Origin of the sequence: Pseudomonas fluorescens (genome assembly GCF_000967965.1) — a bacterium.
Taxonomy (GTDB): Bacteria; Pseudomonadota; Gammaproteobacteria; order Pseudomonadales; family Pseudomonadaceae; genus Aquipseudomonas; species Aquipseudomonas grandcourensis.
In genome coordinates, this window is the sequence record NZ_LACC01000029.1 from 82,314 (window position 1) to 97,056 (window position 14,743).

The 14,743-nt window shown below is 60.3% G+C and carries 15 protein-coding genes; 10 read left to right on the forward strand and 5 right to left on the reverse strand.

The features are described 5' to 3' along the window. Positions 1-33: 33 nt before the first annotated feature. Entirely contained in the window at positions 34-858 is an 825-nt protein-coding gene (locus tag VC35_RS22790) for a hypothetical protein (RefSeq protein WP_046042722.1), read from the reverse strand. A gap of 184 nt (positions 859-1,042) precedes the next feature. On the opposite strand from VC35_RS22790, the gene def reads away from it, so the two are divergent. The 5 genes from def to VC35_RS22815 all read left to right on the forward strand — a co-directional run bounded on the left by def (position 1,043) and on the right by VC35_RS22815 (position 5,746). Next, positions 1,043-1,549 carry a peptide deformylase gene (gene def, locus VC35_RS22795; protein WP_046042723.1) on the forward strand — a complete coding sequence of 169 codons (507 nt, stop codon included), beginning with the start codon at positions 1,043-1,045 and terminating at the stop codon, positions 1,547-1,549. A gap of 69 nt (positions 1,550-1,618) precedes the next feature. Further along, positions 1,619-2,578 carry a methionyl-tRNA formyltransferase gene (fmt, locus tag VC35_RS22800; protein ID WP_046042724.1) on the forward strand — a complete coding sequence of 320 codons (960 nt, stop codon included), beginning with the start codon at positions 1,619-1,621 and terminating at the stop codon, positions 2,576-2,578. Next, entirely contained in the window at positions 2,575-3,885 is a 1,311-nt protein-coding gene (rsmB, locus tag VC35_RS22805; RefSeq protein ID WP_046042725.1) for a 16S rRNA (cytosine(967)-C(5))-methyltransferase RsmB, read from the forward strand. Before fmt ends, rsmB begins: the two co-directional genes overlap by 4 nt. A 22-nt stretch (positions 3,886-3,907) precedes the next feature. Next, positions 3,908-5,284: a Trk system potassium transporter TrkA gene (gene trkA, locus VC35_RS22810; protein WP_046042728.1), complete on the forward strand. Its 1,377-nt coding sequence runs from the start codon at positions 3,908-3,910 to the stop codon at positions 5,282-5,284. A gap of 144 nt (positions 5,285-5,428) precedes the next feature. Next, complete coding sequence (locus VC35_RS22815; protein ID WP_185754838.1) at positions 5,429-5,746, forward strand: tetratricopeptide repeat protein; 318 nt, start codon at positions 5,429-5,431, stop codon at positions 5,744-5,746. On the opposite strand, the gene VC35_RS22820 is transcribed toward VC35_RS22815, so the two are convergent. The 3 genes from VC35_RS22820 to VC35_RS22830 all read right to left on the reverse strand — a co-directional run bounded on the left by VC35_RS22820 (position 5,747) and on the right by VC35_RS22830 (position 7,544). Continuing rightward, on the reverse strand, positions 5,747-5,986 hold the full coding sequence (locus tag VC35_RS22820; RefSeq protein ID WP_046042730.1) for a pilus assembly protein PilZ: 240 nt from the start codon (positions 5,984-5,986) through the stop codon (positions 5,747-5,749). Positions 5,987-6,058: 72 nt separating this feature from the next. Then, positions 6,059-6,946, reverse strand: a complete 888-nt coding sequence (locus tag VC35_RS22825; RefSeq protein ID WP_046042732.1) for a lysophospholipid acyltransferase — start codon at positions 6,944-6,946, stop codon at positions 6,059-6,061. A 40-nt stretch (positions 6,947-6,986) separates the two neighbouring features. Then, the gene (locus tag VC35_RS22830) at positions 6,987-7,544 is read right to left on the reverse strand and encodes a DNA-3-methyladenine glycosylase I (protein WP_007985082.1); all 558 of its coding nucleotides are present in this window, start codon (positions 7,542-7,544) and stop codon (positions 6,987-6,989) included. Positions 7,545-7,625: 81 nt separating this feature from the next. Between VC35_RS22830 and glyQ the strand changes: the two genes are divergently transcribed. The 4 genes from glyQ (at position 7,626) to VC35_RS22850 (ending at position 12,037) form a co-directional block, all read left to right on the forward strand. After that, positions 7,626-8,579 (forward strand): glycine--tRNA ligase subunit alpha, encoded by a 954-nt coding sequence (gene glyQ, locus VC35_RS22835; RefSeq protein ID WP_003187265.1) that lies wholly within the window; start codon positions 7,626-7,628, stop codon positions 8,577-8,579. Further along, entirely contained in the window at positions 8,576-10,630 is a 2,055-nt protein-coding gene (glyS, locus tag VC35_RS22840) for a glycine--tRNA ligase subunit beta (RefSeq protein ID WP_046042733.1), read from the forward strand. The genes glyQ and glyS overlap by 4 nt, the downstream gene beginning before the upstream one ends. 4 nt (positions 10,631-10,634) lie before the next feature. Continuing rightward, positions 10,635-11,174 carry a D-glycero-beta-D-manno-heptose 1,7-bisphosphate 7-phosphatase gene (gene gmhB, locus VC35_RS22845; protein ID WP_185754839.1) on the forward strand — a complete coding sequence of 180 codons (540 nt, stop codon included), beginning with the start codon at positions 10,635-10,637 and terminating at the stop codon, positions 11,172-11,174. 83 nt (positions 11,175-11,257) lie between these two features. Beyond that, a complete protein-coding gene (locus tag VC35_RS22850) occupies positions 11,258-12,037 on the forward strand; it encodes a lysophospholipid acyltransferase family protein (protein ID WP_046042739.1) in 780 nt (259 codons plus the stop codon). A 216-nt stretch (positions 12,038-12,253) separates the two neighbouring features. Here VC35_RS22850 and VC35_RS22855 read toward each other — a convergent pair whose 3' ends face one another. Then, the gene (locus VC35_RS22855; RefSeq protein WP_046042735.1) at positions 12,254-13,789 is read right to left on the reverse strand and encodes a sensor histidine kinase; all 1,536 of its coding nucleotides are present in this window, start codon (positions 13,787-13,789) and stop codon (positions 12,254-12,256) included. Between the two features lie 170 nt (positions 13,790-13,959). On the opposite strand from VC35_RS22855, the gene VC35_RS22860 reads away from it, so the two are divergent. Next, a complete protein-coding gene (locus tag VC35_RS22860; RefSeq protein WP_046042736.1) occupies positions 13,960-14,676 on the forward strand; it encodes a response regulator transcription factor in 717 nt (238 codons plus the stop codon). Positions 14,677-14,743: the final 67 nt, after the last annotated feature.

Here is a 14,743-nt window from a genome sequence, read left to right on the forward strand (position 1 = left end):
TGGATAACTCTGTTGGTAACTTGTGAAGCACTCTTACGGATTTCGCACCTTGTCCATCACCGACAGCGAGCGCGAAGCGCTGAGCACCAGCCCATAGCTGAGTTTGTCGTAGGTACGGAAAACCATCAGCAGACCGGCGCGCTCATCGGGAATTTTCAACGGCTGACCGGTGATCCGGTCCCGCACCGTTTCGCCTGTCTTCATCACCGCCAGCAGATTGCCTTCGGCCAGGCCGTCGCGCTGCCCCTTGTTCAGCGTAACCACGTCCAACTCGCCGATCTGCGTGACCCCACGCGGCACATCGATGATCAAACCATTGATTTCGTGGCTCGGTGCGCTGGGCGTGAAGGTCGAGTTGATCGCGTGCTCTTCACCGCTGAACAAGCGATCGCCGAGGCGGACCTCCTGGGTCGTGCGTTGCAATTCCAGGGTGGCGACGTCACCTTCAATGGCCACGACCTCACCGCCGCCGATGTCGTCGGCGTTGATCCCCAGTATTTCCTTGCTCTGCGGATCGGTGTAGACCTTGCCTTGGCGGAAGATGCCGTACGCCGGTTGCGCCGGATCGAAATGGCCGCGGGCAAAGATGCGGTCACCCGCGCCGCTGAGCACCCGTTCGGCATCACCGGCGACGACGTAGGGCGCCTTGTCGAAATCCTCGGCCTTGTCGACGATGCGGTTGCTCAGCAGAAAGCTGTTGATCGATTTCAGCGCAATGCTGGGGATAGCCTCGGTTACCGGGCTGCTGCGCACCTGAGGCGACAGCTTTATGGTGGGAATATCTTCCCGAAGTGGCACTTGCCCGTACGCCAGACCGGCCGAGGCCAGGAGCAGCAGGGCGAGTAGTGATTTCCTCATGCGGTGAATCCCTTTATTATGTACGTTCGCGTGAAACGCCAGAGCCCTCAGTGGCTCGCTCCCGGCTTGCTTGTCAAAACTTGCTTGTCAACAGAAGGGAGCTACGTTTTACAACGGTAGCCTGCATCTTCGGACCGCCAGACCATCGACCCGACCTTACTTCACACGTGCACTAATCAAGCTTATGGCCATTTTAAACATCCTCGAATTCCCTGATCCGCGTCTGCGCACTATTGCCAAACCAGTGGCCGTAGTGGACGACGAAGTGCGTCAGTTGGTCGACGACATGTTTGAAACAATGTATGAAGCGCCTGGCATCGGCCTCGCCGCTACCCAGGTCAACGTGCACAAACGTATCGTCGTGATGGACCTCTCCGAAGACCGCACCGAACCGCGAGTGTTCATCAACCCCGAGTTCGAACCGCTGACCGACGAGATGGGCCAGTATCAGGAAGGCTGCCTGTCTGTGCCGGGTTTCTACGAAAACGTCGATCGCCCGCAACGGGTCAAGGTCAAGGCCCTGGACCGAGACGGCCAACCTTACGAACTGATCGCCGAAGATTTGCTCGCCGTGTGCATCCAGCACGAATGCGACCACCTCAACGGCAAATTGTTCGTCGATTACCTGTCGACGCTCAAACGCGACCGCATCAAGAAGAAGCTGGAAAAACAGCATCGCCAAAACGCTTGATGCCCTCCTTCAAAGGCTTGCCACGGCAAGCCTTTTTCTTTTCAAGATGCTTTGCAATAGAGAACACCCATGACTGAGCCACTGCGCATCGTCTTTGCCGGCACCCCCGAATTCGCCGCCGAACACCTCAAGGCCCTGCTCGACAGCCCTTACGAGATCGTCGCGGTCTACACCCAACCGGATCGTCCGGCCGGTCGCGGGCAAAAACTGATGCCGAGCCCGGTCAAGCAGCTTGCTCTAGAGAACAGTATCCCGGTGTTGCAACCGCCGACCCTGCGCAACGAAGATGCTCAGGCTGAACTGGCTGCACTGAAGCCGGACTTGATGGTAGTGGTCGCCTACGGCCTGATCCTGCCGCAAGTGGTGCTGGATATTCCGCGCCTGGGTTGCATCAACAGTCACGCCTCGCTGCTGCCGCGCTGGCGTGGCGCGGCGCCGATCCAGCGCGCCGTGGAAGCGGGGGACGCCGAAAGCGGCGTGACCGTGATGCGCATGGAGGCCGGCCTCGACACCGGGCCGATGCTGCTCAAGGTCACCACGCCGATCAGCGCCGAAGACACCGGCGGCAGCCTGCACGATCGTCTGGCCGAAATGGGCCCGCCGGCCGTGGTCAAGGCGATTGCCGGCCTCGCCGCCGCAACGTTGAAGGGCGAAGTGCAGGACGACAGCCTCGCTACCTATGCGCACAAATTGAACAAGGACGAAGCACGCATCGACTGGAGTCGCCCGGCGATTGAGCTGGAGCGTCTGGTGCGTGCCTTCAACCCGTGGCCGATCACCCACAGCACCTTGAACGGTGAAGCCCTGAAAGTGCTGGCCGCGAACCTTGCCGAAGGCAAAGGTGCCCCGGGTGAAGTCCTCAGCGCCAGCAAGGAAGGCCTGATCGTCGCGTGCGGCGAGCAGGCCTTGTGCCTGACCCGTCTGCAATTGCCCGGCGGCAAGGCGCTGAACTTCAGCGACCTGTTCAACAGCCGTCGTGAGAAATTCGCCATCGGCACTGTCCTCGGTCAAGCGGCGGACGCTCAATGAACCCGCGTCTGGCCGCCGCCAAGGCACTCGCTGCCGTCCTGAGCGGAAAAGCCTCGCTCAACAGCTCACTGCCGACTCAACTGGACAAGGTCGAAGACCGTGATCGCGGTTTCACTCAGGACCTGGCGTTCGGCACCGCGCGCTGGCAGCCACGCTTGTCGGCACTGGCGGCCAAGCTGCTGCAGAAACCGTTCAAGGCCGCCGACGCCGATGTCGAGGCGCTGTTGCTGGTCGGGCTTTATCAGTTGCTCTACACCCGCGTCCCGGCCCATGCCGCCATTGGTGAAACCGTAGGTTGCGCCGACAAGTTGAAAAAGCCTTGGGCCAAGGCGTTGCTCAACGCAGTGCTGCGTAATGCTCAGCGCGAAAGCGAAACGATTTTCGCCGAGCTGGAACGTGATCCGGTGGTGCGCACCGCTCACCCGCGCTGGCTGCAAAAATCCCTGAAGGCATTCTGGCCGGAGCAATGGGAAGCCATTTGCGCGGCGAATAATGCGCATCCGCCAATGATCCTGCGAGTCAACCGTCGCCATCACAGCCGTGATGCCTACCTCGGTTTGCTGACTGAGGCGGGTATTGCCGCCACGCCGTGCGTGTACAGCCGCGACGGCATCGTGCTCGACGCCGCCGCCGATGTGCGCAGCCTGCCGGGTTTCGCCGAGGGTTGGATCAGCGTGCAGGACGAAGCCGCGCAACTGGCTGCCGATCTGCTCGACCTCGCGCCGGGCCAACGGGTGCTCGACGCCTGCTGCGCCCCCGGTGGCAAGACCTGCCACATCCTCGAAGCCGAGCCAAAACTGGCCGGCGTCGTGGCGGTAGACCTGGAAGCCAAGCGGCTGGTGCGGGTGCGGGAAAACCTCGAACGCCTGAAACTGAGCGCCGAACTGATTGCCGCCGACGGCCGCGACACTCAGGCGTGGTGGGACGGCAAGCCGTTCCAGCGCATCCTGCTGGACGCGCCATGCTCGGCCACCGGTGTGATTCGTCGTCACCCCGATATCAAGCTGACCCGCCAGCCCGACGACATCGCCGCGCTGGCGCTGCTGCAGGGCGAGTTGCTCGACGCCATGTGGAACACATTGGAGGTCGGCGGCATCCTGCTGTACGCCACCTGTTCCACGCTGCCGACCGAGAACACCGAGGTCATCGAAGCCTTCCTCGCCCGCACGCCGGGTGCTCGTGAACTGGACCTCGCCACGGCGGCCGGCATCAAGCAGCCCCATGGTCGCCAGTTGCTGGCCCAGGAAGGTGGCCACGACGGGTTCTACTACGCCAAGCTGATCAAGATCGCCGCCGCTCGCGGTTAAACGGATTCAATGGAGTGACTGGATGAAAATCATCATCCTCGGAGCAGGGCAGGTCGGCGGTTCGCTGGCGGAACACCTGGCCAGCGAAGCCAACGACATCACCGTGGTCGACACCGATGGCGAACGCCTGCGCGATCTCGGCGACCGCCTGGACATCCGCACCGTACAAGGTCGCGGCTCATTCCCGACCGTGTTGCGCCAGGCCGGAGCGGATGACGCCGACATGCTGGTCGCCGTGACCAACAGCGACGAAACCAACATGGTCGCCTGCCAGGTCGCCCACACCCTGTTCCACACTCCAACCAAGATCGCCCGGGTGCGCGAAGCCGCGTACCTGACCCGCGAAGAGCAATTGTTCCAGAACGAAGCGATTCCGGTGGACGTGCTGATCAGCCCCGAACAAGTGGTTACCAACTACATCAAGCGCCTGATCCAGCATCCCGGCGCCTTGCAGGTAATCGACTTCGCCGAAGGCAAGGCGCAACTGGTGGCAGTGCGGGCTTACTACGGCGGGCCGCTGGTGGGCCAGCAACTACGGCAATTGCGTGAACACATGCCGAACGTGGAAACCCGCGTCGCGGCGATTTTCCGTCGTGACCGGCCGATCCTGCCCCAGGGCGACACGGTGATCGAGGCCGACGACGAAGTATTTTTCATCGCCGCCAAGGCGAACATTCGCGCGGTGATGAGCGAAATGCGCCGTCTCGATGAGACCTACAAACGCATCGTCATCGCCGGTGGCGGGCAGATCGGCGAGCGCCTGGCCGAGGCCATCGAAAGCCGTTATCAGGTAAAGATCATCGAGATGAATCCGGCACGCTGCCGTCATCTCTCAGACCACCTCGACAGCACCGTGGTGTTGCAAGGCAGCGCCTCGGACCGCGACCTGCTGATGGAAGAGAACATTGCCGACGCCGACCTTTTCCTGGCCCTGACCAACGACGACGAAGCCAACATCATGTCGTCGCTGCTGGCCAAGCGCCTGGGTGCGAAGAAGGTGATGACCATCATCAACAACCCGGCCTATGTCGATCTGATCCAGGGCGGCGACATCGACATCGCCATCAGCCCGCAACTGGCGACCATCGGCACCTTGCTGGCCCACGTGCGCCGAGGCGACATCGTCAGCGTGCACTCACTGCGCCGGGGCGCGGCAGAAGCCATCGAGGCGATTGCCCATGGCGATGCGAAATCGAGCAAGGTGATCGGCAAGGCCATCGAAAACATCGGCCTGCCGCCGGGCACTACCATTGGTGCGATTATCCGCGACGAAGAAGTGATCATCGCCCACGATGACACCGTGATCGAAGCGGGCGACCATGTGATTCTGTTCCTTGTGGATAAAAAACATATTCGCGATGTGGAGAAGCTGTTCCATGTGGGGTTGAGCTTCTTCTGAGGTTTTGCAGCGACTGCACTGGCCCCATCGCGAGCAGGCTCGCTCCTACATTTGGAATGCATTCCCCTGTAGGAGTGAGCCTGCTCGCGATAGCAATTTCACTGGAATCCATCAACCCCTGATTCACCTCTATCAAGGAATCCACTGATGATCGAATCCCTGGAAAAAATGCTCGCCAAGGGTGTGGATAACTCATTGCTGCGCTTCGGCCTGGGCAAGGGCTATCTGGATCTGGGGGAAAACGCCAAGGCTGCGGAGCATTTCCAACGCTGCGTCGAATTCGATCCGAAGTATTCAGCGGCGTGGAAACTACTGGGCAAGGCCCATTTGGCGCTGGCGGACTTTACGGCCGCGCGGCAGGCCTGGGAGCAAGGCCTGGAAGCTGCTCGCGGCCATGGCGACAAGCAGGCCGAGAAGGAAATGACGGTGTTCCTGAAGAAGCTTGAGCGTCAGGCTCACTGATCAGAGATAACGCAAACCGATACCCTCGGCATCCACCAGCACCACTTCCATGCGTACCCGCGGCGCGCCTGTGGGTAATTCCTGCACCTGACCGTATACCACCGCCCCCCGGGGCAGCGCCGACAGTTGCGGATGCTTGACGTAAACACCAGTGGTAGACAGGTTGCGCGTCTGCCCCAGGCAATCGCCAAAGCTTTCGTGACTGATCTTGATGCGCAATGACTTGCGGTGTTCGGACATCTTCTGCGCCCTTGAATGAACGGTTGTGGATAACCCCAAGTCCAGGGTTATCCACAGATCATGCCAATTGAATCAATACCAACGCTCTTCACCCGGTGGACGCTTCTTGAAGCGCTTCATGCTCCACATGTACTGGCTCGGATACGCCCGCACATAGCGCTCGACCACTTTACTCATGGCCGCACAGGACTCCGCCGTATCGGTGCTGTACATGGCCTCTGGCGCGGCTTCAAGGATCACTTTGTAGCCTGAACCATCCGGCAGGCGCAGGGCGTGCAGGAACACGCCGACTGCTTTGCCGCCGGCCAGCATGTTGGGCACGAACTTGCTGGTCAGTGCCTGGGTGGCGAAGAACGGCACGAAGATCCCGGCGGATTCGGACGGTTCCGGGTCAGCGGGAATGCCCACTGCACCACCTTTGCGCACTTCCTTGATGACGCTGAGGATGCCTTCCTTGGTGGAAGCGGCGACCTTGTTACCCAACTGCACCCGCTGCTTTTGCAGCAATTCATCCACCGCCTTCAACTTCGGCGGACGATAGAAAATGATCGGTTTGCACTGACTGCAATAGAAGTGGTTCAGCACCTCCCAGTTGCCCAGGTGGCTGGTGATGCCGACCACGCCTTTGCCGGAGGCAAGGGCGTCCTTCAATATGTCGAGGCCTTCGACCTCGCGCACCAGGTCGATGGAGCGCTGGGCCGGCCAGATCCAGGCGCAGGCGCTTTCGGTCAGTGACTTGCCGATGTCCTTAAGGCTCTGTCCGACTAAACGTTCGCGCTCGACGGGGTCCATGTCCGGAAAGCACTTGGACAGATTGATCCGCACCACGTCGCGGGAACGGTTCGGGGTTTTCCACATGACCCAGCCAATCGCCGAGCCCACGGCCTGCACGGCCCGCCACGGAAGCAGGGCAAACAGCCGCAGAGCGCCTACCAGCAAGGCGCCTTTCAACTTATCCACAGGTCACTCCTGATTTTGTGCTGTGCGCGAGGCGGCCATTCTAACCGCCGTTCGCCAACTGCGCGTAGCGGTCGCAGTCCCGGGTGTGATCCATGACCATGCCCGAGGCCTGCATCAGCGCGTAGCAAATGGTCGGCCCGACGAACGTGAAACCGGCTTTTTTCAAGCCTTTGCTCATTTCCACGGCGGTCGGCGTCACGGCCGGGACTTCGCTGCGATCCTTGAAATGATTGATCACAGGCGTGCCACCGACGAACGACCAGAGAAACGCCACCGGGTCCTCCAGCGCCAGCCAGGCCTGGGCATTGCGCCGGGCCGCATTGAGCTTGAGGCGGTTGCGGATGATGCCGGGATCGAGCATCAACTCGTCGATTTCAGCATCGCTCATCTGCGCCACGCGCTGGACATCAAAACCGAACATCACCTGGCGATAATGCTCGCGTTTGCGCAGCACAGTGATCCAGGAAAGCCCGGCCTGGAACCCTTCGAGCAAAAGCAACTCGAACAAACCCTGCGCATCGCGTAGCGGCGTGCCCCACTCCTGATCGTGATATGCCATGTACAGCGGATCTTCTGAACACCAAAAGCAGCGTGGCATAAGGCTCCAGGGGGCGTGCGCAGCAATGAATCGGGTATACTCCCGCTCTTTAAATCGCAGCCCAAGAAACAGGTGAATTTCGTGAGCCAGCCTACGCCAGCCGTGCGTACCTTCCAAGACTTGATCCTCGCCCTCCAGCAATACTGGGCCGAGCAAGGTTGTGTGGTACTTCAGCCCTACGATATGGAAGTAGGCGCCGGCACTTTCCACACCGCAACGTTCCTGCGCGCCATCGGCCCGGAAACCTGGAACGCTGCCTACGTGCAGCCAAGCCGCCGTCCGACTGACGGCCGCTACGGCGAAAACCCGAACCGTCTGCAGCACTACTACCAGTTCCAGGTGGTCCTGAAGCCGAACCCGGACAACTTCCAGGAACTGTACCTGGGCTCCCTCAAGCATGTCGGCCTGGACCCGCTGGTCCACGACATCCGCTTCGTCGAAGACAACTGGGAATCGCCGACCCTCGGCGCCTGGGGTCTGGGCTGGGAAGTCTGGCTCAACGGCATGGAAGTGACCCAGTTCACCTACTTCCAGCAAGCGGGCGGCATCGAGTGCTATCCAGTGACCGGCGAGATCACCTACGGTCTCGAGCGTCTGGCCATGTACCTGCAAGGCGTGGACTCGGTCTACGACCTGGTCTGGGCTGACGGTCCGTTCGGCAAAGTGACCTACGGCGACGTGTTCCACCAGAACGAAGTGGAGCAGTCCACTTACAACTTCGAACACGCCAACGTCGACAAGCTGTTCGAACTGTTCGATTTCTACGAAAGCGAAGCCAAGCGCCTGATCGAACTCGACCAGCCGCTGCCGTTGCCGAGCTACGAAATGGTGTTGAAGGCTTCCCACACCTTCAACCTGCTGGATGCGCGCCGGGCAATCTCGGTGACCGCGCGTCAGCAATACATCCTGCGTGTACGCACCCTGGCGCGTTCCGTTGCGCAAGCCTACCTGCTGGCTCGCGCCAAGCTGGGCTTCCCGATGGCGACCCCGGACCTGCGTGATGAAGTACTGGCCAAGCTGGAGGCTGCACAATGAGTGCTCTGGATTTTCTGGTTGAACTGGGCACTGAAGAACTGCCACCCAAAGCCCTGAACACCCTGGCCGAGGCGTTCCTCGCCGGTATCGACAAGGGCCTGCAAGCTGCCGGCCTGAACTACGAGAGCAAAACCGTCTACGCCGCGCCGCGCCGCCTGGCCGTGCTGATCACCGCACTGGCCACCCAGCAGCCGGATCGCAGCATCAACCTCGACGGCCCGCCACGCCAGGCCGCGTTCGATGCCGAAGGCAACCCGACCCAAGCGGCACTGGGCTTTGCCAAGAAGTGCGGCGTCGACCTGAGCGAAATCGATCAGAGCGGCCCGAAACTGCGCTACAGCCAGAGCATCGCCGGCAAGGCGACCGCGAGCCTGCTGCCGACCATCGTCGAAGATTCCCTGAACGATCTGCCGATCCCGAAACGCATGCGTTGGGGTGCGCGCAAGGAAGAGTTCGTTCGTCCGACCCAGTGGCTGGTGATGCTGCTCGGTGACCAGGTCATCGACTGCACCATCCTCGCCCAGAAGGCCGGCCGCGACTCCCGTGGCCACCGCTTCCATCACCCGGAAAACGTGCGCATCGGTTCGCCGTCCAGCTACCTGGCCGACCTGCGTGCCGCCTACGTGCTGGCCGACGCCAACGAGCGTCGCGAGATCATCAGCAAGCGCACCGAAGAGCTGGCCACCCGCCAGGAAGGCACGGCAATCGTTCCGCCAGCCCTGCTCGATGAAGTGACCGCGCTGGTCGAATGGCCGGTGCCGCTGGTGTGCTCGTTCGAGGAGCGCTTCCTCGACGTGCCGCAGGAAGCCCTGATCACTACCATGCAGGACAATCAGAAATATTTCTGCCTGCTGGATGCCGACGGCAAGTTGCTGCCACGTTTCATTACCGTGGCCAACATCGAGAGCAAAGATCCACAGCAGATCATCGCCGGTAACGAGAAAGTGGTTCGCCCACGCCTGACCGACGCCGAGTTCTTCTTCAAGCAAGACAAGAAGCAGAAGCTCGAAGACTTCAACCTGCGCCTGCAGAACGTGGTGTTCCAGGAGAAACTCGGCAGCGTCTACGACAAGGCCGAACGCGTTTCCAAGCTCGCCGCGTTCATCGCTCAGCGCATCGGCGGCAACACTGCGTGGGCAGCCCGTGCGGGCCTGCTGTCGAAGTGCGACCTGTCGACCGAGATGGTCGGCGAGTTCCCGGAGATGCAAGGTGTCGCCGGTTACTACTACGCCCTCAACGACGGCGAGCCGGAAGATGTCGCACTGGCGCTGAACGAGCAGTACATGCCGCGCGGTGCCGGCGCTGAGTTGCCGAGCACTCTGACCGGTGCGGCCGTGGCCATCGCCGACAAGCTCGACACCCTCGTGGGTATCTTCGGTATCGGCATGCTGCCGACCGGCAGCAAAGACCCGTACGCCCTGCGCCGTGCCGCACTGGGTGTGTTGCGTATCCTGATCGAGAAGCAACTGGATCTGGACCTGAACGACGCGGTGGCCTTCGCTGTGAATGCATTCGGGACCAAGGTCAAGGCTGCCGGCCTGAACGAATCGGTGCTGGAGTTCATCTTCGACCGCCTGCGTGCCCGTTACGAAGACGAAGGCGTCGATGTTGCGACCTACCTGTCGGTACGTGCCCTGAAGCCAGGCTCGGCCCTGGACTTCGACCAGCGCGTGCAAGCGGTACAGGCTTTCCGCAAACTGCCGGAAGCTGCCGCCCTGGCCGCCGTGAACAAGCGCGTGTCGAACTTGCTGAGCAAGGTCGAAGGCTCCGTTCCGACAGTCGTGGAAGCCAAGTACTTCGACAACGCCAACGAGTTCTCCCTGTACTCGGCGATCCAGCAGGCTGACCAGGCTGTACAGCCAATGGCCGCCTCGCGTCAGTACAGCGAATCCCTGGCACGCCTGGCTGCACTGCGCGAGCCGGTGGATGCGTTCTTCGAAGCCGTGATGGTCAACGCGGAGGACGCAAAAGTCCGCGCCAACCGTTATGCGTTGCTGGCGCGCCTGCGTGGTTTGTTCCTCGGCGTCGCCGACATTTCGCTGCTGGGTTGAGGGACTGCTGTTGAAACTGCTGATTCTCGATCGGGACGGAGTGATCAATTACGACTCCGACGCTTACATCAAGTCGGTGGAGGAGTGGGTTCCGCTCCCCGGTTCGATCGAAGCCATCGCGCAGTTGAGCAAGGCCGGCTGGACGGTAGCGGTCGCTACCAACCAGTCGGGCATCGCTCGCGGCTATTACGACCTCGCCACCCTGGATGCCATGCACGAGCGCTTGCGCGCGCTGGTGGCGGAGCAGGGCGGTGAAGTCGGGCTGATCGTCTACTGCCCCCACGGGCCGGACGAAGGCTGCGATTGCCGCAAGCCGAAACCCGGGATGTTGAAAACCATCGCCGCTCATTACAACGTGTCGCCGACCAATCTCTGGTTCGTCGGCGACAGCCTTGGTGACCTGGAAGCCGCCAAAGCCGTCGATTCACAGCCAGTTTTAGTAAAGACCGGGAAAGGCGAAAAGACTTTGGGCAAGACCCTACCGGTAGGCACATTGATTTTTGACGATCTGGCGGCGATTGCCGCAGAACTTATCCACAATTAGAGTGCTTCTGAAATTCCTGATAAAGGATCCATCAGGAGTGCGCTTTATACAGGCGGGCAATGCCCGCAACGGTAAACGTCACCATGTCGATATTGCAGGCCATCAGAACCTTCCTCTTTTACCTGCTGCTGGGCACCAGTTCCTTGCTGTGGTGCAGCCTGAGTTTTTTTATCGCGCCGTTTTTGCCTTTCAAGGCGCGTTATCGCTTCATCAACGTGTATTGGTGCCGCTGCGCCCTATGGCTGAGCAAAGTGTTTCTGGGTATCCGTTACGAAGTGAAAGGTGCCGAGAACGTACCTGAACAGCCTTGCGTCATTCAGTCGAACCACCAGAGCACGTGGGAGACGTTCTTTCTCTCTGCTTACTTTTCACCGCTGAGCCAGGTGCTCAAACGTGAATTGCTCTATGTGCCGTTCTTCGGTTGGGCCATGGCCATGCTGCGACCGATCGCCATCGATCGCGACAACCCGAAAGCCGCACTCAAGCATGTTGCGAAGAAGGGCGATGAATTGCTCAAGGACAATGTCTGGGTGCTGATCTTCCCTGAAGGCACGCGCGTTCCTTTCGGCACCGTCGGAAAGTTCTCGCGCGGTGGCAGCGCCTTGGCGGTCAATGCCGAATTGCCGGTGCTGCCGATTGCGCACAACGCAGGCAAGTTCTGGCCGAAAACCGGTTGGGTGAAGAAGCAGGGCGTCATCACTGTGATCATTGGCAAGCCGATGTATGCCGCAGGCACCGGACCGCGAGCCATTGCTGAATTGAACGACCGGGTCCAGGCGTGGAACGAGCAGATGCAACGGGAAATGGGCTCGCTGCCACCGGCTCCGCAAGCGCCGGTTTCAAACGATCAGGTGGCTGTCTGAGATTCTGTGGATAACCTGTGTACCGTTTCATCGAAAAACGTCGTTTATTGCACGTAACTTTATGATTTTTTTATATATTTCTTAGAATGATAAAAACCATAAAAACGTGCATAAGTTTTTTTTGGACGTAAAAAAACCGGCTGATATAGCCGGTTTTTTTATGCCCGGAACAATTGCTGACTTCCGTTATGACGGAGCGACCTGAATCACTCGCGTTCATTCGGCAAGCAGCGGAAATTGCAGCCTGAATCTCGTACCCCGACCCACCTCGCTCTGACACTCGATTCGCCCGCCGTGCCGATCAACCACGGCTTTGACCATCGACAATCCCAACCCCACGCCATCGATACCCTGGGCGGAAGAAAAGCGTCGGTATTGGCTAAACAATTCGGGTAATTCCTCAGCGGCGATGCCTTTGCCCTGATCGATGAGATCACAGATCAGCCAGCCGTCGCGTTGACTGACGCGCAAACGGATACGAGTACCTGAAACACTGTATTTGATGGCATTTTCCAGCAGATTGAACAACGCCCGGGTCAGCAGCGCCTGATCCGCAAGAACCAGACTTTCCTGGGCTTCCTCTTCCACTTGATGAACCAGTTCGATCTGTTTCAGCTGCGCGATGGGCAGCGCCTGGTCGAACACATCCAGCACCAGCATCGCAAACAGGCTCGGCTGAAACTGATAAGCCTCGGACTCGGCCCTCGCCAGTTGTACAAAACCGTCAGTCAGTTCCAGGGCCCGGCGTACCTGTAGCTCGATTTGATCAAAGAGTTGCGCATCACCGCCCACTTGATGACGGTGGACATCGAGCAACGCGAGGATGGCCGAGTGAGGTGCCCGCAGGTCGTGGGACAGGAACCGCAACAGGATCGCGCGCTGTTCCTCCGCCTCGCGCTCAACACTCAAATCAGTCAGGTTCCATAGCCAGCCGACCGGAATATCACCGTCTACCGGCAACAACCCGCCACGCTCCAGACGCAGGCTGCGTTCCCTTAGGTCGCGAAACTCCAGCAGCGGCAGTGTCGATAAAGACGAGCCCGGCCCACGACTCATATCCGGATAACCGAGCTGTTTAAGTCGCCCGAGCACATCATCGCCGACCAGATCCCCGCCAAACAGGTCGCGAGCCTTGCGGTTGCCGAGCAGAATCTGCCCTTGGGGATCGCTGATCAAGGTGGCCACCGGCAAGTACTCCAGACCATCGGCGATGAATCGGTGGGTATCGCGGGTCAGGCTCATGGCTTGTTCCAGCGCCATGATCTGCTTCTGCAAACGGTCGCCACCGGGATACTGGGCACGACGGCGCTCCGGAAACACTTTCGGCTCGCTGTCCAACCGCGCCAATTCCCAACCGAAATAGGTCAGCACCACACTGAGGCGCCGCCAGTTCCAGATCAGATAACCAAACAGCATCCCCAGCACCGCAGGCGTCGGTGACCACCACCAGCGCTTGAACTCCGCAAGGCCGGCGCTGGTCAGCAACGCACAAGCCATCCCCGTGAGCGTCAACCAGAGCGCCAGGCGCGGGCGCCACAGCAACAACCCGAGCACGCACGTCACCAGAACAAGGGAAAGCCCTGCGCTCAGACCTGGGGACGCATCGCCCAGGTTGATTTGCACGCGATAAGACAGCAACGTCGTCAGCGGTAACAGCACAAGACTTATCCACAACCACTCGCGCACCAATTGCCGAAACAATCGCTGTACCTGGCTTGGCTCTCGGATTTCACGGCGGCGTTGGTCAAACATGGCCAACAGGGCAGGACGGGGTAAACGGTTTCATGATTACTACGCCTGAAGTTTCGACTCAAAGAATCATAGCGGACGCCGCGACCAACGGCGGGCCACTTGCTTTCCCTGTTTCGATTGAGCCGCTATGGTCGATAAAGAGCTGCCCAAGCGACAAGGAATCACCCTGTATGCGCGTAGCGATTCTGGACGATGAGCCCGCCGAACTGCGCCGGGTCGAGCAAACCCTGCAACAAATGGCCGAAGCCGGAGAGCAGCCGTGGTCGCTGTACAGCTTCGAACGAGGCGAAGACCTGCTGCGCCAACTGCGTAGGGAGACTTTCGATCTGCTGATACTCGACTGGCAACTGCCCGACCTCACGGGTTTATCATTGCTGCTCTGGACCCGCGAGCACATGGAAGCGCCGCCTGCGGCAATCATGCTCACCAGTCGGGACGGCGAAAGCGATATCGTTCAGGCCCTGAATGCCGGCGCCGATGACTACGTCAGCAAACCCTTCCGCCCCAATGAACTGAAAGCCCGTGTTGGCGCGGTCCTGCGCCGACATGGCCAGCAGCGCGCGGCGGCCGAAGGGTTGAGCTTCAATGATCTGGTTTTCGACGACGCCGAACTGACCATCACCCGCGACGGCAAACCGATTGTCATGACCGAACGCGAATACCGCCTGGCGCATTGCCTGTTCAGCAACCTCGGCCGACCGCTGTCACGGGATTACCTGTACGAACGACTGTGGCCCCATGAAAAAATGTCGTCGTCCCGGCCGCTGGACACCCACATCTATCGCCTGCGCAACAAGCTTGGCCTGACGGCGGATCGCGGTTGGCAGTTGCTGACGATTTACGGGTATGGGTATCGGTTGGAGAGTGTGGCGCCAGCGAGCGAGTGAAACGCAGGATCGAGTAGGAGGCGGGGTTGACCCCGCCGTCCTCTCACACCACCGTACGTACGGTTCC

Bases quoted from the DNA above. Each gene is read 5' to 3' on its own strand.
- VC35_RS22790 (WP_046042722.1), bottom strand. From the start codon at position 858: ATGAGGAAATCACTACTCGCCCTGCTGCTCCTGGCCTCGGCCGGTCTG.
- def (WP_046042723.1), top strand. From the start codon at position 1,043: ATGGCCATTTTAAACATCCTCGAATTCCCTGATCCGCGTCTGCGCACT.
- fmt (WP_046042724.1), top strand. From the start codon at position 1,619: ATGACTGAGCCACTGCGCATCGTCTTTGCCGGCACCCCCGAATTCGCC.
- rsmB (WP_046042725.1), top strand. From the start codon at position 2,575: ATGAACCCGCGTCTGGCCGCCGCCAAGGCACTCGCTGCCGTCCTGAGC.
- trkA (WP_046042728.1), top strand. From the start codon at position 3,908: ATGAAAATCATCATCCTCGGAGCAGGGCAGGTCGGCGGTTCGCTGGCG.
- VC35_RS22820 (WP_046042730.1), bottom strand. From the start codon at position 5,986: ATGTCCGAACACCGCAAGTCATTGCGCATCAAGATCAGTCACGAAAGC.
- VC35_RS22830 (WP_007985082.1), bottom strand. From the start codon at position 7,544: ATGCCACGCTGCTTTTGGTGTTCAGAAGATCCGCTGTACATGGCATAT.
- glyS (WP_046042733.1), top strand. From the start codon at position 8,576: ATGAGTGCTCTGGATTTTCTGGTTGAACTGGGCACTGAAGAACTGCCA.
- VC35_RS22850 (WP_046042739.1), top strand. From the start codon at position 11,258: ATGTCGATATTGCAGGCCATCAGAACCTTCCTCTTTTACCTGCTGCTG.
- VC35_RS22855 (WP_046042735.1), bottom strand. From the start codon at position 13,789: ATGTTTGACCAACGCCGCCGTGAAATCCGAGAGCCAAGCCAGGTACAG.
- VC35_RS22860 (WP_046042736.1), top strand. From the start codon at position 13,960: ATGCGCGTAGCGATTCTGGACGATGAGCCCGCCGAACTGCGCCGGGTC.